The sequence below is a fragment of the uncultured Selenomonas sp. genome, from assembly GCA_905372355.1.
GTDB lineage: Bacteria > Bacillota > Negativicutes > Selenomonadales > Selenomonadaceae > Selenomonas.
The window spans coordinates 154535-173850 of the sequence record CAJPOT010000004.1; the positions used below are offsets into that span (position 1 = coordinate 154535).

The window sequence follows — 19316 nt, forward strand, 5'->3', positions numbered from 1 at the left end:
TTACTGCTGCACGACCGTACCGACATCCAAAATCAAGGCGACACGGCCATCTCCGAGCACGGTGGCTCCGGAGAAGAGCTTGAGTCCGGAAAGGAGTTTTCCGAGCGTCTTGATGACAATTTCCTGCTGACCGATAAGGTTGTCTACGACGATACCCGCCTTACGCTCGCCGACATAGACGACGACAACGAAGATGTCGTCGTTGTCCTCGTCCGTCGTGCGCGGCACCTGGAGCGCCGTGCTGAGGTTGATGATCGGGATGATCTGCCCGCGCAGTACGATGACCGCTTGATTCTGCACCGTCTTGATGTCGTCCGGATGAATGTTGATCGTGCTGTCGATCGAGCCGAGAGGAATCGCATACATCTCCTCCTGCACCTTGACGAGGAGAGCCTGGATGATGGCGAGCGTCAGCGGCAATTTGATTTTGAATACCGAGCCTTCATCAATCTTCGTCTCAACATCGACGTGACCGCCCAACGACTCAATCTTGCTGCGCACGACGTCCATGCCCACGCCGCGGCCCGAAATGTCCGTGATGTGATCGGCCGTGGAGAATCCTGGCGCAAAGATGATGCGCACAGCATCCGTATCGGAAAGTGCGTCAGCTTCCTCCTGCGTGTAGAGACCCTTCTCCACAGCTTTTGCGCGAATCTTTTCGGCGTCGATGCCCGCACCGTCGTCCGTGACCATAATGACGACGTTATTTCCCTCGTGACGCGCGATGAGTCCGACCTCGCCCGTGCGCGGCTTGCCCTTTTTCTCACGGTCGTCAGGATGCTCGACACCATGATCGAGCGAATTTCTCAGAAGGTGCATCAATGGATCGCCGATCTCGTCGATGACCGTGCGATCGAGTTCAGTCTCCTCGCCCTCAACCGTGAGGTTGATGTCCTTGTTGAGCTCCTTGGCGATATCGCGCACCATGCGCGGGAAGCGGTTGAACACCTGGCTGACAGGAACCATGCGCACCTTCATGACGACGTTCTGCAAGTCCGTCGTCACGCGATCCATCTGCTCCAACGTCTCCGTCAGTTCCGGCATGCGGTTCGTCGTGCCGATCTGCTCAAGGCGCACCTTGTTGATGACGAGCTCGCCGACGAGGTTCATGAGGTTGTCGAGCTTCTCGATGTCAACGCGCACGGACTGGCTCGCATGATGCTTCTTCTCTGCGGCTGCGTGCTTTGCCGCGGGCTTTGCTGCCGGTTTCGCCGCAGGCTTTGCCGCGGGCTTCGCCGCAGGAGCTGGTGCTGCGGGGGCGGGGGCGGGAGCGGAAGCCTTCGGCGGCTCTGCTGCTGCCGGAGCAGGCGCAGGCGCTGCGAGATTGTCGGGGTCGACTTCCTCGATCTTCACCTCTTCCAATTCAGAAACGGGTGCAAGCGCATCGGAAACCGCCTGCGTATCGGATGTCGTTACGAGAACGAGATCGAAATCATGATCGAACTTTTCCGCCTCCAGATCTTCCGCCGGCGGAACCGACTTGATGACGTCGCCGATCTCGTCGAGGGCATTCATGACCATGTAGGTGCGCGCTGCCTTCAAAAGGCATGTATCGGCGAGACGGATGTGTATGTGAAAGACAGCCATGCCGCCCTGCTTCGCCGCGCGCATCGCATCCTTGTCATCCTCGGTATAATCGAGCGAGGAGGCGGGCGCTGCCTCAGCCGCCGGCGCATCCGCTGCGGCCGGCGCCGCTTGCGCCTCCGGCTGCGGCTCGCCCTTGGAAATGGACGAGAGCTTCTTCACGAGATCGGAAACGTCGACGAGATCCTCGGGGTCGCCGTTGCCGACGTTCTCGATCATCTCCTGCAGGGAGTCAAGGCACTTGAAGATCGTCTCGATGATGTCCTCCGTCACCTTGAGCTGGTTGTTGCGGATGAGGTCGAGGACGTCTTCCATCTCGTGCGTAAGTTCGGCGATCTTGTTGAACCCCATCGTCGCCGACATGCCTTTCAGCGTATGCGCGTTACGAAAGATCTCGTTGACGACGGACACATCGTTCGGGTCATTCTCGAGGCTCAGCAGACCATCGTTCAAGGACTGCAGATGTTCGCGCGACTCGTCCAAAAACATGTCCATGTACTGATTTGTTTCCATTTCAAATCCCCCTGTTTGTTTTCTGCCGCCTCCGGGCGTCTTGCTCATTGCAGTATCTGCGCAAGAGGCACAGCAGCCTGTCAGTTTGCTCCGCAACCTTCGCCAAGAGCCCTGGTACCAGCCAGGCAGAACGCGAATCGCGAATCACTTGCATCATTCTTTAATATTCTTCGCCGTCACCGCTAAAAATCCTGCTTTTATTCCCGAGCGGGACTGTCAGGGTGCAAGGTGAGTTGGCGGCGCAGTTCACTGAAAACGAAGTGAACAATTTTATTCATTGTTCCCCGATCAAGCTCCAGAAAGTGCGCCCCTAGCTGCCAGCCGCGATCGCTCGGCTCAAGCGGTAGGGAACGTACGATGCGAGCCATGACGGACAGCGTGCCGATATTGGGGAAGTTCGTAAACACGATGGACGCGCGGCTGTTGACCTTGACGTGACGCGGCACAATGAAGGAAACACCGCCGCCACTGACGTCCGTAGTGTAAAGCTTCATAAGCTCGCTCTCGCGCCCCTCCGTATCGATGATCCGCACCTGAATCGGCAGGCGCACCATTGCACGCACAAAGCTGCGGTTCTGATGGCGCTCGACGACTTCCGGCTTCGTGATCATCCAGACAGGAATCGGATCGCGCGCCTTCCCCTTGAATACGGAAAAAAATCGGTAGCGACATGCCTCGCCCACAGCGAGGCCATAGAGCTGCTCACCCGCCGCCGGTATGATGGGGCGGCGCCTTTCGTCCACGGGCATGGCGACGATCAATCGGTCTGCAGTGATATCTTCTATGCGGCTCGTATATCTTATATCGTCATCTTCCAGGTAAAACTCAACCCTCTGCCCAATTTTCAACACCGTTGCCGCATTCATCAAATCGCCTGCCATGGCAAGGCACCTCCCCATCATCGTGTAAAATCAAGGAAATATTGCAGAAATGATTTCCAACCTTTTTTGATAAAGACCTTTTCCCCATAGAGCATGGATCTCGCAATCGCCTTGATGCACTTTGCCGCAAGCGCGTCTGGATACGCCTCAAGAATCGGCTTCTGCTGACGCACCGCCTGGATCATCGTGCGATCCTCGTAAATCGCCCCGAGGGATTGGATTTCCATGTGCAGGAAACGCTCCGCCGTCTTCCTGAGCTTTTCCGCCACTTCGAGACCTTCTGCCTCGTCGTAGACACGATTGACGACGAGGCGCATGTTCGGCTTCGCCGCATACATGCTGTACGCCTTCATGACGGCATAAGCGTCGGTCATGGCCGTCGGCTCGGGCGTCGTCACAAGGATCACCTCATCCGCCGCCAAGATAAAATCGAGGACGTTTCTGCCGATGCCTGCACCTGTATCGATGAGGATGACATCGGCTAATTCCCCGCAGCCCGTGAGTTTTTCTTCGAGCAAATCCCGCTCGGCGGGCGTGAACTCGCCCGCCTGTTCCATGCCCGAGCCGCCCGAGATATAGCGAAGCCCATAAGGCCCCTTCAAGATCACGTCGTCGAGCACGACATCCTCATCCAACAGATGCAGAAGATTATATTTCGAAGAGGTTCCCAAAAGGACGTCGACATTCGCCATGCCGAGGTCAGCATCGATGACAAGCGTCTTCTTTCCCTCGGCAAGAAAGGCGAGCGCAAGGTTCACGGTCAGGTTCGACTTGCCAACACCGCCCTTGCCGCTCGTGACGGCAATGATACGTGCACCCTCCTTTGGCACAGGGCGCGCCGCACTCGGCTCTGGCCCCTCCCGGGCAGCGTCCGTGCCGGAATCCGCAGCGGCAGAGTCCTTTTTGTTTTCTACGAGCTTTCGAAGGCTCGCTGCCTGGTCCTGCATAATCTACCTCAAAAAAAGTTCCGCAAGCTTTCCGGCCTCTGCCGGTACAATGTCATCGGGAACGCTCTGTCCGTTCGTCAGATAGGAGAGCCGCATTTCCTTCCTGCGCAAGATGTTCAGGATGATGCCGAGGCTCTTCGTTTCATCCGTCTTCGTGAAGATTACCTTGTCTGGCTTGCAGACGGAGAACTTGTCGATGATGTCTTTCGCATCCTCATTCTTCGTCGTGGCACTGAGGACAAGATACTTCTCAATATTCTGGTTAACGGCAAGAAATTCCTTGAGTTCCGCCATCTGACGACGGTTGTGTTGACTGCGCCCCGCCGTGTCAATGAGAATCAACTGCTTCTGACGAAATTTCTGTATGGCTTCCTTGAGTTCATCAGGCGTATAGACGATGGCGATGGGAAGTCCGAGGATATCGGCATACGTCTTGAGCTGCTCGACCGCCGATATGCGATACGTATCCGCCGTGATGAACGCCGTGCTGATGCCCTTTTCCAAGACGCACTGCGCGGCGATCTTCGCGAGCGTCGTCGTCTTGCCGACGCCCGTCGGCCCCAAGAGAGCCGCGATCTTTCGCTTGCGGCTTTTGAGTTCAAGTCCATCCGCCATCTGCACGTTGTCGGCGAGATACTTCTTCAGCCCTTCTAAGGCAAGCGGCGTATCCTTGTCGGCCAGAATGGCTTCAGCGGGAAGCTGCAGTACGACGTCGTCGATGATGTCCGATTCGACCTCTTGCTGCTTCAACACCTGCTGCAGGGACATCTCGTCCTCGGGCGTCTTCTCCTTGCTGACGACCTGGACGAGCATCGCCTTCATTTGAGCCAGCTCGTTTTGCAATTCCTCGATGGTTTCGCGCTGGCGCTCTTCCTCACTCTTGGAAGACGGCGACTCGTCTTCTCGCCGTTTTTCCTGTGAAGATGCGGCTGCCTCGTCCTCCTCACGCTTCCCCCTGCGCGAAGATGACGCCTCCCTTTCCACCTCTACTCCTGCAGTTTCTTTCGCCTCCGCTGCATGCACTTTTCTTCGCTTTGGCTGTGCAGGCTTCCTGCGCCGCGCCTTGCGTACGGGCGGTTCTTGAGGGGCTTCCCCGGCAGACGGCACGAGCGGTTGAAAGGGAGCTTCCGGCGTCTTTCCCGAAGGAAACGATGGTACGAACGGCTCAGCCGAAGCATCACCATGCGCGACGGGCGATGCTGCACGCGCCTGCCTCGCAGCCTCAGCAACCGCAGCTTCCGTGCCTGCCGTTCGGTAGCTTTTGGCCGCGCTCTGCGAAAGCCGAGGCTGCTGCATCGGCTGCTGTGACTCGATCGGCGGAGGCTGCTGCATCGGCTGCTGTGACTGCATAAGCGGCGGCACAGGAGCGACCGGCGAACCTGCAGGAACTGGGACAGGCGCCTGCTGGGCGGGAGCAACAGGCGCCGCTTGCGTCAGTGCAGCCGCATGACCTTGCGGCAGCGGCACCGCGCTCTTCGGCTTCGTTTCTCCGCCTGCTGCCTCAGCCTGCAGTTCGGCAAGCGTCGGCAAACGCTCAGACCGCTTCTTGGGGGGACGCCGCGTCACCTCGTCGAGAGCCGCCGTCACCTCGAAAATCTCTTTTGCACCATAGCCAAGGATGCCGCCCTTCTTTATTTTTTTTGTATGCAGAATCACCGCGTCGTCGCCGAGCTCATCTTTCACCTGAGCCATGGCATCCTTCATTGTGGCGGCCTGAAACACCTTGATGCGCAATTAAATTCTCACCGTCCCAAGAATCTGAAGTTCAACCGTCTGCTCAATTTCCGCATGCGAGAGTACGACGAGCCCCTGTACGGAACGTTCGACAAGCTGTCGGAAGTAGGTGCGCACGGCGGGGCTTGTTAGCACGATCGGTTCGTAGCCCATGTTCGTGAGCTTCGGCAATTCCGCATTGAGCGACGCCAAGAGGCGCTGCATCGCATCGGGATCGAGGCTGACGTAAGAGCCGTGCTCCGTGCGCTGCACTGCACCGGCGATTTTGTTCTCCAATCCCGGGTCGAGCGTGATGCAAGGCAGCACGTTGTTCTGCACATACTGCTGCGAGATCTGCCGCGCGAGTGCATGGCGCACATACTCGGTGAGGATGTCCGTATCCTTTGTCGCGCGCCCGTAGTCGGAGAGTACTTCGAGAATCGTCTCCATGTCGCGTATGGAAACGCGTTCCGCCAGGAGGTTTGCGAGAACCTTCTGCACCTCGCCAACGACGAGAACCTCGGGCACAACCTCGTCGACAAGCGCCGGATTCGTCTTTTTCAAGTTGTCGAGGAGGTTCTGCGTCTCTTGACGTCCGAGGATCTCCGCAGCATGCATCTTGATGACTTCCGTCAGATGCGTCGCGAGCACAGATACGGCATCAACGACCGTATAGCCGTTGAGCTCTGCCTGCTCACGCTGATCTTCGGCAATCCACAGCGCGGGAAGACCGAAGGCCGGCTCCGTCGTCTCGATGCCCGGTACTTCTTCGAACACCGTACCCGAGTTCATCGCGAGGTAATGATCGAGCATGAGTTCGCCGCGTGCTGTTTCGATTCCCTTGAGCTTGATGATATAGTTGTTCGGCTTGATCTGTATGTTGTCACGTATGCGAATCGTCGGCACGACGAGTCCGAGTTCCAACGCGCACTGCCGTCGGATCATGACGATACGTTCCAAAAGATCGCCGCCCTGCCCCGTGTCGACGAGCGGTATGAGACTGTAGCCGATCTCAAGCTCCATCGGATCAACCTGCAGCAGATTGACGATGTTCTCAGGCTTCGTGGCGTCCGCCTTCGCCTTCTCCGCCTTCTTCTGCTCGGGCACTTCCTCAACCGCCTTTTCCGAGCCCTTGAGGCGGCGAGCCGCGATGAAGCACAGGACGGCAAGCGCTCCGAGTGGGATTCCCGGCATGCCCGGAACGATGGCGAGGAACAGCAGCACGCCGCTGACGATGTAGAAGATGCGGCTGCGGTTGAAGAGCTGCAGCGCCACGTCGAGTCCGAGGTTGCCCTTCGAGGATGCCGAGCGTGTGACGAGTATACCCGTTGCCGTCGAAATCATCAGCGCCGGAATCTGACTGACGAGACCTTCGCCGACCGTCAGCAGCGTGTAACTCTGCAGAGCCTGCAGCGCCGTCATGTTGCGCGTCAGCATGCCGATGACGAAACCGCCCGTGATGTTGATGATGATGATGATGATGGCCGCGATGGCATCGCCCTTGACGAACTTCGAGGCGCCGTCCATCGCGCCGTAGAAATCAGCCTCCTGCTGAATCTTCAAGCGCCTCTTGCTCGCCTCGGCGTCCGTGATGGCGCCCTGGTTCAGATCAGCGTCAATCGCCATCTGCTTGCCCGGCATCGCATCGAGAGTGAAGCGCGCCGACACCTCTGCGACGCGCTCCGCGCCCTTCGTGATGACGATGAACTGAATGATGATGAGGATTACGAAGATGATGAAGCCGACGAGTGCGTTACCGCCGACGACGAAGTTACCGAACGCCATGATGACATCGCCCGCATAGCCGTTCAACAAGATCAGCCTCGTAGCGGATATGTTGAGCGCCAGCCGAAAGAGCGTCGTCACAAGGAGCAGCGATGGAAAGACCGAAAAATCAAGAGCCTCCACATTGTAGATCGTCACCATGACGATGACAAGCGCCAGCGTGATATTCACGCAGATCAACAAATCAAGAAGAGCCGTCGGCAACGGGATGATCATCATGACGACGATCGTGACGATTGCCACAGCTATGAAGATGTCGCTGTATTTCGTTATGAAGCCATTGGAAAGCGTCGGATTTTCTGTCGCCATGCTGTTCTTGCTCCTCTATCCCTGGGAAACTTCTCCTCAAGCAAATTTTTTCTTTTTCAATCGGTAGACGTAAGCGAGCACCTCTGCAACCGCTTGGTAAAGTTCGGGCGGCACGATGCCTCCGACCTCCACCGCCGCATAGAGCGCCCGCGCCAGAGGCTTGTTTTCCACGATCGTCACGCGGTGTTCTCTCGCGATATCCTTGATCTTCTGCGCGACGAGATCCTGCCCTTTGGCAACGACTTCCGGCGCCTTCATGCCCGCCTTGTACTTCAAGGCGACGGCGTAATGCGTCGGGTTCGTCACGATGACGTCGGCTTCCGGCACTTCCTTCATCATGCGATTCATCGCCATCTGCTGCTGCTTCTGGCGGATCTTGCCCTTGATCTGTGGATCGCCTTCCGTCTGCTTGAACTCTTCCTTGATGTCCTGCTTGCTCATCTTGAGATCCTGCGTCGTCTGCCATTTCTGATAGGCAAAATCCGCTGCCGCCATGACGAAGTAGACGATGATGATCTGAAATACGAGTGAGAAAATGATGTCGCCCATACGCGCCATGCTGCTCTTGAGATCGAGATAGATAAACTCCGGCATATACATGATCTCTCCGGACAAGTAGACGTAGAGAAACGCGCCGATGATCGCGATCTTCAAGAGGGACTTCAGCAGTTCCACGAGCGAGCGCTTCGAGAAGATGCGTCCGAATCCCGTGATGGGATTGAGCTTGTCCAGTTTGAAAGAAAGCGGCTCCGTCGTGAACATGAAACCGACTTGGTAGAAATTGATAGCCAGTCCCATGACGAGAATGGCGATCATCACAGGAAACGCCGTCTTCGCCAGAACGATCATCCCATCGATGATGAGGCGCATGACCGTTTCCGCATCGATCGTCTGGTTCATGTTTGCATAGATATGAATCGTGTACGTCTCGATTTCTGTTAAAATCGTGCTGCCGAGCGCGCGCATCACGAAGAATCCCGCCAAGAGCACGAAGGCGCCGCTGAGCTCCTGGCTTCTCGCGACCTGCCCTTTCTGCCGCGCATCATTGCGCCGTTTCGCCGTAGGCTCTTCCGTCTTCTCTCCGGCAAAGAGCTGAAGGTCGAAGACGAACTCGGTCATTTCGCTATTGTATTGCATGGAGGGCGGTAGTGATCTGCGCATACGTTTCATTGAACAACACATCCAGAAACAAGACGTAGAACGGCATGAGGATCGAGAGAACGAACATGCCGATGACAATTTGAAGTGGCAGGCCGACGACAAAGATGTTGAGCTGCGGCATCGTGCGCGCCAAGATACCAAGACCGACGTTCGTCAAGAGTATGGAGAACGTCACGGGCATCGCCAGCTTCATGCCCGTAACGAAAACGCCGTTGACCAGATTGACAGCAAACCCCGCAAGGTTCGACGAAGGAGAAAGCCCCATCATCGGCACGGATTGAAAGCTCTCAAACAGCGCCGCAATGAGCATATGATGTCCATTGACGACGAGAAAGACGATGATCGCCAAATTATAAAGAAAACTTCCGATAAGCGGAATTTGCTGACCGGAAGTCGGGTCCATCACATTGACCATTGCGAATCCAACCTGCATATCCATGACCTTGCCGGCGAAATGAATGGCCGAAAAAGTCACATATGCCACAAAGCCGATCAACCAGCCAACAAAGAGTTCTCCTGCTGCTGCCGCCGCATAAAGGAAGACATTGTCCGGCGCCGACACAGGGCCGTAGCTGTCCACGATGGGGAACAGCACGAAGGAAAACGCAACAGCAGTCCCCACACGAATATGCGCGGGGATATTCAGACTGCCAAAAAAAGGCGCGATGACGAAAATTCCCGTAACGCGCGTCAGAACGAGCAGATAAGCTGCCGCATGACCCTGGAGCAGGGTGTAAAAATCCACGGCGCATCTCCCCTCGTTATCCGATATAGAGCGGCAAGTTCACGAAAATATTCGTGAAGTATTCCACGAGGATGCTGAGCATCCACGGCCCAAAAATCAAGATGGCGACAAACACCGCAATGATCTTCGGAATAAAAGCAAGCGTAGCCTCCTGAATGGACGTGGTCGCTTGAAAGACGCTCACAAGGAGTCCAACAGCAAGACCGAGGCCAAGCATGGGGGCGGACACCAAGAGCACGATCCAAAGGGCGTTCTGCCCGATCTGTATGATGAGATCGCTGGACATCCGCGTCCCTCCTACCTAAAGCTCATGATGAGCGACTTAATCAGAAGATGCCAGCCGTCGACCATGACAAAGAGCAGGATCTTGAACGGCAGGGAAATCATGACAGGCGGCAACATCATCATGCCCATTGACATCAAGGTGCTCGCCACGATCATGTCGATCACGATGAACGGGATGTAGATCATGAAGCCGATCTGAAACGCTGTCTTGAGTTCGCTGATGACGAAGGCCGGTATCAAGGTCGCCGTCGAGACGTCCGCCTGCGACTGAGGCCGCTCGGCATCGGAAAGATTGACGAAAAGCGCCAAATCCGACTCACGCGTCTGGCGGAACATGAACTCCCTGAGAGGCGCAAGCGTGTTGTCAATCGCCTGCTCCTGTGTGATCTGCCCTGCAAGGTACGGCTGAATTCCCTGCTGATTCGCCTCGCTCCAATACGGCTGCATGATGTAGAACGTCAGAAAGAGCGACAGGGCAAGCACCACCTGATTCGGCGGCACATTCTGCGTCGACATGGCGTTCCTCAAAAAGCCGATGACGACAACGATGCGCACGAACGAGGTCGTCATGACCAAGATCGACGGCACAAGCGAAAGGATCGTCAGAAGCGCCAGAACCTGCAGGGAGGCCGCGACGTCCTGCGGACCCGCCGCCTCGCCGACACTGACGCTGAAACTTGGAATCAGAGGCGCCGCAAGAGCTTCCTGTGCAATGAGCAGCAAGGAAAAGAAAAGGAAGCTTCCCAGCAAAATCGGCCGCTTCTCCATCAACGCTTCACAACTCCTCTACTTCCGAAATACGTCATTCTTGAATATCGTCGGGATTCTTTCGGCCAGCTTGTCAAGAGAGCCAAACTGCCGCTCAAACCCCGCTGTGCTGGGAAACGGCGTTGGCGACGCCTCCATGCTCTTCTTCAAGATTGCCTCCGCCTCCGCCGCATCCTCAACCTCTCCCAAGAGAGTGATCGTATGTTCCGTCACGCCGAGTAGCAAAATTCTGCCCGCCAACTCAACGACACAAGCAGAGCGGCCAGGGCCAAGTGGAAGATTTTCCAGCAAGCGCCCGCCGCCACCTGACATCGCACGCCCGAAACGTCCACCCAAGATCTTGGAAACGTAATAGGCAAGACCAGCCACGAAGAGAAACACGACAACGAGGCTCGCGACATAGGCGATGGTAGACCACCATGAAACACCTGGTGTACCGTTCGGCGCCGGATCCTGGTTTTCATAGCCCGAAAGATATCCTCCGCCGTCTGCGGCCAAGCCGACGGATGGAAGGACAAGGGTAAAGAAAACCCACAGGAGGAGGCAAAGGAAGTACCCCTTTCTTCCCAGCATCAGCCAAGCGCTTTACGCACGGCCTCAAGGACGCGATCCGCTTGGAACGGCTTGACGATGAAATCGCGTGCGCCCGCTTGGATCGCCTCGATGACCATCGCCTGCTGGCCCATAGCGCTGCACATGACAACTTTCGCATTCGGGTCAACCTTCTTGATTTCCTTGACCGCACTGATGCCATCCATCTCAGGCATCGTAATGTCCATCGTCACGAGATCGGGTTTGAGCTCCTGATACTTCTCCAAAGCCTTCATACCATTTTCCGCTTCACCAACGATCTCATAGCCGTTTTTGGACAAGATGTCCTTGACCATCATTCGCATGAATGCCGCATCATCCACCACTAAAACTCTGCTTGCCATAAATATCTCTCCTCATCTGATCTATATGCCTGTTTTCCACGCGCAGATGCCGTTCATGCACATCCGCGTTGGACTGCACAAGAGCCGCCCGCGGCTTTTGGCGCAGTCTGCGATGCAAATCACATCGTATATCCTATTGTATATGAATCACCCGAAAATGTCCAGTGAGGGACACGCTTATTGCAGTTGCTGCGCCCTTTCCGCCGGACTTACGATGTCGGTGATGCGCACGCCGAAGTTTTCGTCAATAACGACGACTTCGCCCTTTGCTAAGAACTTACCGTTGACCATGATGTCAACCGGTTCGCCTGCGAGCTTATCAAGCTCGACAATGGAGCCGTTCGTAAGTTCCAGAATATCCTTGATTGTCTTTCTCGTGCGTCCTAGCTCCACGGTTACCTGAAGCGGCACATCGAGAATCAAGCCGATATTCGCATCATTCACTTGCACGGGAGCTGTCGAAAGCGGTGCAAACATCGCAGGCTGTACGGGCACATTCGACGCCACATGCGGCGTCGGTGGCGCACCGTAGGCCGGAGCGGCGCCCGTCATCGGCGCTGCCGGCGGCGGAGCCGCTGCTGCCGACGTTGGCGTGGGTGCTGCCGGTGCCGGTGTTGGTGCTGGCATTGGCTCTTCCTCCTCTGCTTCGTTGTTCAACAAATATCCCACCATTTCCTTCGCGACAGGAATCGGCAGAATCTGCATGATCTCGCTGTCGATCAACCCGTCGACTTCCATGCGAAAGGAAATCTTCGCGATCGGGTCTTCTGCCGAAACAATTTCCGTGACCTTGTCCTGCGATCCGAGATCGATCATGTTGACCTTCGGCGGCGAGATATCAATCTTCTTGTTGAACATCGTCGACAACGATGTGGCGACCGACCCCATCATCTGGTTCATCGATTCGCCGACGGCGCTCATGTGGATCTCGTTGAGTTCCTGCGTCGGGTTCGTGCCGTCGCCGCCCATCATGAGATCGGCAATGATCGAAGCGTCCTGCGCCTGGATCGCGAGCACGTTGTTTCCGTCGATGCCGACCGTATAGCCGACCTCCACGATGAGGTAAGGCATCGGGTACTGGTCTTTGATCGAGGCCAGCGTATCCACCGACACTGTTGGTGTCGTGATCGAAACCTTGTGTCCTAAGAGAACCGAGAGCGTCGTCGCCGCGCTCCCCATGGAAATGTTGCCTATTTCTCCGAGCGCGTCGCGCTCCATATCCGTCAGAGCATCCCCTTCTTGAGATGGAGAACCTTCCGCGGGCGCCGGGTTATCCGCCGGGGCATCGGCTGCTGCCGTGCTGTCGCCGCCGCCGTTTAATAACGCATCAATTTCCTCTTGCGAAATTAAATCATCACTCATCCGTATCTTCATCCCCTTCAAAGGCTACTTGTGTAATCTGGACTGCCGAACGCTTGCCTTGAGTGCCCGGCCGGCAAAGGAACTTGGGCTTCTGCCCGACGAGGATCTTCAGTTCATCCTTGACCTTCGTATCGAGCTGCAGCACATCGCCGAAGCCCAAGGTCAAGAACTCGCGAATCGTCATATTGATGGTGCCAAGTTCCACAATCAAAGGAATCGGCGACTTATGAATCTTCTTCTCAAGTGCACGAATCTTGTCCGGGTTGTTGTCCTTCGCGACGGAAGCCGCCACCCAGAAGGAAGTCGAGAGTTTCGACATGACGGGCTCCAAGACAAGATACGGGATGCAGAGGGTCATGAAGCCCTCCACCTCACCGATCTTGACCTGCACAGTAACGATGATGACCATGTCGCTCGGTGGCACGATCTGCACGAATCCTGGATTCGCCTCGATTGCCTCAAGAATCGGATTGATCTCAGTCACATTCGACCAAGATTCCTTGAGAAACTCGCTCGCCTTCGCGATAAACTTGCGCATGACCGCTTCTTCAATCTCCGTGAGGATGCGTGGCTTTAGCGTGTTCTCACCCAAGCCTCCAAATACGCGGTCGATGTAGGCAAAGGCAATGCCCGTGTTGACCTCCATGATGATGTTGCCCTTCAAAGGCGGCAACGCCATGACGCCGATGACACTCGGATTACTCAAAGACTGCAGGAATTCCTGGTAAGTGAGCTGCTCCACGGAAACGACTTCCACGTTGACCATCGTCCGCAAATGGGTAGATAGGTGGGTGTTCAAGAGACGCGCGAAGTTCTCATAGAGCATATTCAGCGTGCGGATCTGGTCTTTCGAGAACTTATCCGGTCGCTTGAAGTCGTATGTCTTGACCTTTCTCTCTTCCTCTTCCGCCTGCACTTCTTCGGCGGAAACCTCACCGGTCGACAGAGCTGAGAGAAGTTTGTCTATCTCGTTTTGTGACAAGACATCTTCTGCCAATCTTCCTCCTCCTTTCTCCCATGCTCAGATGACCCATCACTGCATGAGGAAGCTCGTGATGTAGACCTCATACACCGACCCTTCACCCAATGCCTTGTTCAGGCTATCGCGCAAGGTCGTCTTCAACTCATCCTGTTTGCCCGCATCGAGTTCCTCAACCTTCAGGGAGCGCAGCGTCTGCAGTGTCACATCCATGACCTTCGTCTCCGCCGGCGCCAGGAGCTTGCCATCGGCAATATTGTCCTTCTTGCCAGGGTTCATCTCCAGGACAATGCTCGTCTTCAAGAAGCGCCCCGCTTTGAGGCCACCGACGTTGACGAGTATGCCATCCTTGGGATCGCCGAGCTTGATGAAGACTCCTGGATCGTGGCTCAGCCTCGAGGGGCCGCCGTCACCAGCATTGTTCGCCATCATATGCTGCGTGATGAAAAAGGAAATACCGACTGCCGCGGCCAACGCCACGACGACGATGACAACGATCAGGATGATCGGGGACTTCTTGCTCGGCTCTGGAGCAATGGCCTGCACTTCTTTTTCTTCCGCCATGAAACTTCCTCCTCCTAACTCTTCTCTCTATCATCAATCATCCGAGAAAACCCCGGAATCACAAACCATGCACGCCGCGGCGGTATTCCATGACACGCCGCACGATCTCCTCCATCGATTCTTCCACGATGAGTTTCTTTCCATTCGTGAGGGTGACGACCGTATCGGGCGTTTCCTCCACCGTTTCTATTATTTCGGCGTTGAGGACGAATTCCCCTTTTTTGTGCGCCTCCGACTTGAACTTTGTCAGTTTGATCATTCGCCCATCCTTTCGCCGTAAGAAGTACGGACAGAAATCCAGCCGTACTCCTTAAGAATAAGTGCGGGGACAGGGCGAGGGGAAGATCCCCCGCCTCCCTGTCCTTATAAGAGCTGAGATACCGCGTACACTGCGGCCTCTCAGTTCAGACTGTCATCAACGCTTCATATTGATGACGGTTTCAAGCATCTCATCGCCGACCGTGATGACCTTAGAGTTGGACTGGAAGCCCCTCTGCGTCACGACCATATCAGCGAACTCGTTAGCGATGTCGACATTCGACATCTCAAGCGCCGACGGCGTGAGCGTCAGCCCCAGGGCACTGACCGTCTTGATGTTCGCTGTGCCCGAGTTGTTCGACTCGCTGTAGAGATTCGCCCCTTTCTTCGTAAGGCCCTGTGCATTATCGAACTGCGCGACGGCAACCTGTGCCAGCGAGCGCTTCTCACCATTCGTGTAAGTGCCCGTCAAGATGCCGCTCTGATCGGTGTTAATCTCCTTCAGCGTACCCGCAGGATGTCCATCGTAATCTGCCTTGATCGTATCACTGCCGCTGTACTGTGTGAGATTCGTAAGGTCCACCGACACATTCATCTCGTTAGAGGCACTCGGGCTAAGTGGACCGGAACCTGCGCCATTTTTCAAGGTCAATGTCGGATTGCCCGAGCCATCTCTGTATTTGCCATTTTGATAAAATCTCAGCACTTGCGCCTTCATCGTCACAGTCGTGTTGCCATCAACTTCCTTGATTGTGCACTTGCTGTCCGTAGTGGCCGCCGGGTCTGGATTGTAGGGATCAAGCTTTCCTGCAGCATCCGTTCCCGGACTCAAGGTGACACGCCACTTATCGACGCCCAGCGGCGAAGATGAAGTGTCGGGAATCTTTGTAAATAGGAGTGGCACCTTGTGTTCGTTGCCCAAGCTGTCATAAACCGTCGAAATCGTCGTGATTGGCAGACTCTCACCAACCTTGTAGCGGTAGCTACTCTTTGCCGTAATCGTACGCGTCGTACCGTCTGATAACGTCAAAGTAAGGGATGTGCTGCCCGTTACACCCGTAGGCAAAGAACCGCTGGTAAAATCAGTAGCCTGCGCCACGACTGCCTCTCCCGTGATCGAAGTTCCTGTCTGATCGACAATCTTCGTAATCGTCGGCACCGACGAGTTCATATTACCCTTGTAGGTGACCGTCGTCGTCTTCCGCGCCCCCATGCTGCGCATCGCATCCTTGATCTGGATGCCCTCAGGCGTGCTCTTCGTATCGATGTTGCCGTCTTCATCGGCGTTCCACCCAACGACATGATGCCCCGAGCCAGGGACAACATAGTTGTAATTCGCATCAAAGGAAAACGCTCCTGCGCGCGTATAATACTTGTCTTTGCCACCCTTATCGGTCGAGACAACAAAGAGTCCGTTGCCCGACAAAGCAAGATCCGTATTCTTTCCCGTCGACTGCGTCGAAGCGTCATTGAAGAGCAAGTCAATGCTTGCAACGCCGACGCCGAGGCCGATCTGCTTGGGGTTTGTACCGCCGACAGTATCCGTCGGCGCGGCAGCGCCCGTCTGCGTCTGATAGAGCGTGTCTGCAAACGTCACACGGCTCGATTTGAAACCAATCGTATTGACATTCGCGATGTTGTTGCCTATGACGTCCATGCGCGTCTGGTGGCTCTTAAGCCCCGATACGCCGGAGAAAAGAGAACGCATCATAATGTATCAATCTCCTTTATTTGGTGCAGCTGGAAGGGCGGGCGAACCCGCCTTCCCCGGCTCGCTTCTGTCAGTCGGCGAGCCAAAGCCTCCCGAAGGACCAGCTCAGAGAATCGCTGCACTGTCGATGTTCGTGAAAATATTGTCCTTGGCGCTCATGCCGTCCATGGCCGTGATGACCGTCCTGTTCCTGATACTCACGACGAGCGCGACGTCGTTCATATAGATCAGGGATTCCCTTGCCCCCTTCGAAGCCATCTTGTTGACGGCGTCGCCAAGCCTTGAAAGTTCTTCATCGCTGAGGTCGATGCCACGCGCTCTCATGCGTTCTGTGGCATGAGCCGAAAAGCTGACCTCGGATTTGGCCTTCTCAAGCTCGGCAGCAAAGGAAGGGGCATTCTTCTGCGATGCCGGCTGTTTTGCAGCAGGCATCTGCGGCAGGAGCGGCTGGGACGGAAGGTAAATTCTTGCGTCAGCCATATTCTCCTCCGTGCTTCATGTTCCCGATGCGGAGGCTTTCTTCGTCGGCGGATCGGCAATCGCTTCAATTTCCGAAACCTCGACCTCATGCAGCTTGCCCTTCGCATCCTGTGCGACGACCATCGGCTTGCCGTTCAAAACCTTGACGCCTCGGACATTTCCTGCAAAGGTTTCCGAATTGGTCTTGGGATTTCCCTCCGCATCCTTCGTCTTCGTCACGTGCGTCCACTGGATGTTCTTGCCAATCATATTGCTCAAAGAGCCGACAAGCACGGAGCTGTCGATGTTCGATACGAGCTTCGAGACGTTTTCAAAGCCTTTGACCATCTGTGTCATCTGCTCGAGCGACGAGAACTGCGCGAGCTGGGCAATGTACTGCGTGTTGTCGTCCGGGCTCAGAGGATCCTGATGTCTGAGCTGCGTCACAAGAAGCTGTAGGAAGGCATCCTTGCCGAGCGAGTCGTTCTTCCTAACCGTCTTTCCCTGCTGCGCCGCTTCATACTTGGCACGATCATACTTCACACCATCGACCGTGATGGTGTTGAGGTTTGTTCCGTTCATATCGTTCTCCTTTCTTCATTATCTTGAAATCATCAAATGCGATAGTCCACGCCGTCCTGTGCGAGCACGCCCTGCTGTGCATTCGCTGCGAGAGCCTGCTGCTCCTCTTCAAAGGATGCAAGAGCCTGCTGAGCGTCACGCCCCTGGCTGCTGCCCTGACCGCTATGCTGTGCATAACGAGCGTTCGCGTCCTGCTGACCGTCCATCAGCGAATTGTCGCCAAGACCTGCATAAACGCCAACATTGTCGACCTTCAATCCCTGCGCCTGCAGCTCGTGTTTGAGTTGGATCATCGAAGTCTCGATGATGGCGCGCACAGAAGCATTGTCCGTGTGGAACGTCGCATTGACCGCGCCGCTTGCGGCGACGGAAACCTTGAGCGTCAGTTCGCCAAGATGCTCTGGCTTCAAGCGGATGACCATCTCTGTCTGTTCGGGCATACGTAGAAGCCTTGCCTGCTCGACGATCTGCCTTGCCACCTCGTAGTCTTTCTGTGGAGCTGCGGATGCTGTCGACTGCACTTCGGCAGTTTCCTGCAATGCGGTCTGGAACGTCACGCCGGGATTCGCCTGGGAAGCATGACCCACCTCCTGGCCTCCTTGCGGAGTCTGTGCGGCTTCTGTAAAAAGCTGCATGGCAGAACTCGCCTTCGGTTTCGCTGCGCTTCCACCCAATGCCTGTGTTGCTGCAGTCTGGAAAAACGCATTGTTTTCCTGCGCCCTGTCATCCTGCGATGCCTGTTGCTCGTTAAAGAACCCGGCAAAGTTCCCATTCGAAGAACTTTGTGTCAGATCTTGCCCCCCTTCTGCCAGATTAGCAGACTGTATCGGAGCGACCTTGGTGTCCACAGTCGAAACAGGCAACGGCGTCGCTTCTCCATTCAGAGTCGAGGAAGCTGCAGTCTGACGCGAACTTTCTACTGTCCCCGTCGTAACCGAAGCCATCGGCTGTCGGGCCAAGGTACGCAAAAGCACATCGGGCAATTCCGCGTCAGCTTCCACCATATTTAGATCCGCCGGCAGAGAAGCCTCTACCGATTCCGCAGTGAAGATGTCTGCTTCTATCTGCGATGGATATTCTGTCGCTGCAAGCATTCCTGCTTGCGACGTCGGCAACAAGGTTCTGTGAGGAAGCGCTCGGAGCAAGTCCTGTTCCGTCCTTTCGCTGCGTGAAAGCAGTGCAGCAAGATGGTTTATATCCGCAGCCTTGTTCTGTGGCACCTCCTGCATCTTCGCAGCGCCGTCACCGGCCTTGTCCTGCGAAACTGCCGCCTTTGTTTCACCCACGGGCATCTCGTCCTGCGGCGAAAGTTCCACGTCCCCTTGTTGTATTGCAGCTTTATCCAACAAAGCGATTGAGGCAGGGTCCGTTGTCTCCTCCACGGAGGCAGGCAACACCACCAAGACGGACGTTTCCGACTGTGCGGCTTCGCCAACAGCAGCGACATTCTTCACCGAGGCATTTTTAACGGCCTCCACGGTTTCCACCGCTTCTGCCGCCGGATTTCCAGTACTGAGATCCGCCTGTTTCGTTTGCTGCGAAGCGGCAAGCGATGCGGCCAAGGGATCCTTTTCTGCGGCTTCCACCGTCCCGGCAAGACTCTGCTTCAGCGTCTTGAGCTTTGCAAGCGTCCTGTCGAACGACGGATTCTTCGCCCCGCGATCAGCCGTCGTCCCCGCCTGACTTGCAGGACGCACAGCCTCGACGGCGTTTGTCTTCATCGTCTTATTTGGTGCCGGTGCAACATTCATGAGATTCACCTGTACATCATTCAT

19 protein-coding genes are annotated in these 19316 nt (G+C 55.8%); all 19 read right to left on the reverse strand.

The window, feature by feature from the left end:
* Positions 1-2097 carry a chemotaxis protein CheA gene (locus QZ177_RS03890; RefSeq protein WP_294175581.1) on the reverse strand — a complete coding sequence of 699 codons (2097 nt, stop codon included), beginning with the start codon at positions 2095-2097 and terminating at the stop codon, positions 1-3.
* Between the two features lie 197 nt (positions 2098-2294).
* Complete coding sequence (locus QZ177_RS03895; protein WP_009644924.1) at positions 2295-2978, reverse strand: flagellar brake domain-containing protein; 684 nt, start codon at positions 2976-2978, stop codon at positions 2295-2297.
* 17 nt (positions 2979-2995) lie between these two features.
* Positions 2996-3925: a MinD/ParA family protein gene (locus tag QZ177_RS03900; RefSeq protein WP_265070132.1), complete on the reverse strand. Its 930-nt coding sequence runs from the start codon at positions 3923-3925 to the stop codon at positions 2996-2998.
* Between the two features lie 3 nt (positions 3926-3928).
* Positions 3929-5659, reverse strand: coding sequence for a flagellar biosynthesis protein FlhF (gene flhF, locus QZ177_RS03905; RefSeq protein WP_294175582.1), 1731 nt, complete (start codon positions 5657-5659; stop codon positions 3929-3931).
* Positions 5660-7732 carry a flagellar biosynthesis protein FlhA gene (gene flhA, locus QZ177_RS03910; protein ID WP_294175583.1) on the reverse strand — a complete coding sequence of 691 codons (2073 nt, stop codon included), beginning with the start codon at positions 7730-7732 and terminating at the stop codon, positions 5660-5662.
* Positions 7733-7768: 36 nt separating this feature from the next.
* A complete protein-coding gene (flhB, locus tag QZ177_RS03915) occupies positions 7769-8851 on the reverse strand; it encodes a flagellar biosynthesis protein FlhB (RefSeq protein ID WP_294175584.1) in 1083 nt (360 codons plus the stop codon).
* Positions 8852-8855: 4 nt separating this feature from the next.
* Positions 8856-9638, reverse strand: coding sequence for a flagellar biosynthetic protein FliR (gene fliR / locus QZ177_RS03920; RefSeq protein ID WP_009644969.1), 783 nt, complete (start codon positions 9636-9638; stop codon positions 8856-8858).
* Positions 9639-9654: 16 nt separating this feature from the next.
* Complete coding sequence (gene fliQ / locus QZ177_RS03925) at positions 9655-9924, reverse strand: flagellar biosynthesis protein FliQ (RefSeq protein ID WP_006191321.1); 270 nt, start codon at positions 9922-9924, stop codon at positions 9655-9657.
* A gap of 11 nt (positions 9925-9935) precedes the next feature.
* Positions 9936-10691 (reverse strand): flagellar type III secretion system pore protein FliP, encoded by a 756-nt coding sequence (fliP, locus tag QZ177_RS03930; RefSeq protein WP_037369275.1) that lies wholly within the window; start codon positions 10689-10691, stop codon positions 9936-9938.
* A gap of 18 nt (positions 10692-10709) precedes the next feature.
* Positions 10710-11264, reverse strand: coding sequence for a flagellar biosynthetic protein FliO (gene fliO, locus QZ177_RS03935; RefSeq protein WP_294175585.1), 555 nt, complete (start codon positions 11262-11264; stop codon positions 10710-10712).
* The gene (locus tag QZ177_RS03940) at positions 11264-11626 is read right to left on the reverse strand and encodes a response regulator (protein WP_006191318.1); all 363 of its coding nucleotides are present in this window, start codon (positions 11624-11626) and stop codon (positions 11264-11266) included. Before QZ177_RS03940 ends, fliO begins: the two co-directional genes overlap by 1 nt.
* A gap of 177 nt (positions 11627-11803) precedes the next feature.
* Positions 11804-12988, reverse strand: a complete 1185-nt coding sequence (gene fliY, locus QZ177_RS03945; RefSeq protein ID WP_294175586.1) for a flagellar motor switch phosphatase FliY — start codon at positions 12986-12988, stop codon at positions 11804-11806.
* On the reverse strand, positions 12981-13985 hold the full coding sequence (gene fliM, locus QZ177_RS03950) for a flagellar motor switch protein FliM (protein ID WP_009644962.1): 1005 nt from the start codon (positions 13983-13985) through the stop codon (positions 12981-12983). Before fliM ends, fliY begins: the two co-directional genes overlap by 8 nt.
* A gap of 36 nt (positions 13986-14021) precedes the next feature.
* A complete protein-coding gene (locus QZ177_RS03955) occupies positions 14022-14531 on the reverse strand; it encodes a flagellar basal body-associated FliL family protein (protein WP_006191312.1) in 510 nt (169 codons plus the stop codon).
* Positions 14532-14589: 58 nt separating this feature from the next.
* Entirely contained in the window at positions 14590-14790 is a 201-nt protein-coding gene (locus QZ177_RS03960; RefSeq protein WP_265070137.1) for a flagellar FlbD family protein, read from the reverse strand.
* A 156-nt stretch (positions 14791-14946) separates the two neighbouring features.
* Positions 14947-16500, reverse strand: coding sequence for a flagellar hook protein FlgE (locus QZ177_RS03965; protein ID WP_009644948.1), 1554 nt, complete (start codon positions 16498-16500; stop codon positions 14947-14949).
* Between the two features lie 105 nt (positions 16501-16605).
* Positions 16606-16980: a TIGR02530 family flagellar biosynthesis protein gene (locus tag QZ177_RS03970; protein WP_265070138.1), complete on the reverse strand. Its 375-nt coding sequence runs from the start codon at positions 16978-16980 to the stop codon at positions 16606-16608.
* Positions 16981-16995: 15 nt separating this feature from the next.
* Complete coding sequence (locus tag QZ177_RS03975) at positions 16996-17541, reverse strand: flagellar hook capping FlgD N-terminal domain-containing protein (RefSeq protein WP_009645013.1); 546 nt, start codon at positions 17539-17541, stop codon at positions 16996-16998.
* Between the two features lie 32 nt (positions 17542-17573).
* Positions 17574-19316 carry a flagellar hook-length control protein FliK gene (locus QZ177_RS03980; RefSeq protein ID WP_294175587.1) on the reverse strand — a complete coding sequence of 581 codons (1743 nt, stop codon included), beginning with the start codon at positions 19314-19316 and terminating at the stop codon, positions 17574-17576.

What these genes read in the sequence shown, in the direction of transcription:
- QZ177_RS03965 (WP_009644948.1), bottom strand. Translation starts at nt 16,500, where the DNA reads ATGATGCGTTCTCTTTTCTCCGGCGTATCGGGGCTTAAGAGCCACCAG.
- QZ177_RS03975 (WP_009645013.1), bottom strand. Translation starts at nt 17,541, where the DNA reads ATGAACGGAACAAACCTCAACACCATCACGGTCGATGGTGTGAAGTAT.
- QZ177_RS03970 (WP_265070138.1), bottom strand. Translation starts at nt 16,980, where the DNA reads ATGGCTGACGCAAGAATTTACCTTCCGTCCCAGCCGCTCCTGCCGCAG.
- fliY (WP_294175586.1), bottom strand. Translation starts at nt 12,988, where the DNA reads ATGAGTGATGATTTAATTTCGCAAGAGGAAATTGATGCGTTATTAAAC.
- flhB (WP_294175584.1), bottom strand. Translation starts at nt 8,851, where the DNA reads ATGACCGAGTTCGTCTTCGACCTTCAGCTCTTTGCCGGAGAGAAGACG.
- flhA (WP_294175583.1), bottom strand. Translation starts at nt 7,732, where the DNA reads ATGGCGACAGAAAATCCGACGCTTTCCAATGGCTTCATAACGAAATAC.
- QZ177_RS03955 (WP_006191312.1), bottom strand. Translation starts at nt 14,531, where the DNA reads ATGGCGGAAGAAAAAGAAGTGCAGGCCATTGCTCCAGAGCCGAGCAAG.
- fliP (WP_037369275.1), bottom strand. Translation starts at nt 10,691, where the DNA reads ATGGAGAAGCGGCCGATTTTGCTGGGAAGCTTCCTTTTCTTTTCCTTG.
- QZ177_RS03900 (WP_265070132.1), bottom strand. Translation starts at nt 3,925, where the DNA reads ATGCAGGACCAGGCAGCGAGCCTTCGAAAGCTCGTAGAAAACAAAAAG.
- QZ177_RS03980 (WP_294175587.1), bottom strand. Translation starts at nt 19,316, where the DNA reads ATGAATGATGTACAGGTGAATCTCATGAATGTTGCACCGGCACCAAAT.
- QZ177_RS03940 (WP_006191318.1), bottom strand. Translation starts at nt 11,626, where the DNA reads ATGGCAAGCAGAGTTTTAGTGGTGGATGATGCGGCATTCATGCGAATG.
- QZ177_RS03890 (WP_294175581.1), bottom strand. Translation starts at nt 2,097, where the DNA reads ATGGAAACAAATCAGTACATGGACATGTTTTTGGACGAGTCGCGCGAA.
- fliQ (WP_006191321.1), bottom strand. Translation starts at nt 9,924, where the DNA reads ATGTCCAGCGATCTCATCATACAGATCGGGCAGAACGCCCTTTGGATC.
- QZ177_RS03895 (WP_009644924.1), bottom strand. Translation starts at nt 2,978, where the DNA reads ATGGCAGGCGATTTGATGAATGCGGCAACGGTGTTGAAAATTGGGCAG.
- QZ177_RS03960 (WP_265070137.1), bottom strand. Translation starts at nt 14,790, where the DNA reads ATGATCAAACTGACAAAGTTCAAGTCGGAGGCGCACAAAAAAGGGGAA.
- fliO (WP_294175585.1), bottom strand. Translation starts at nt 11,264, where the DNA reads ATGCTGGGAAGAAAGGGGTACTTCCTTTGCCTCCTCCTGTGGGTTTTC.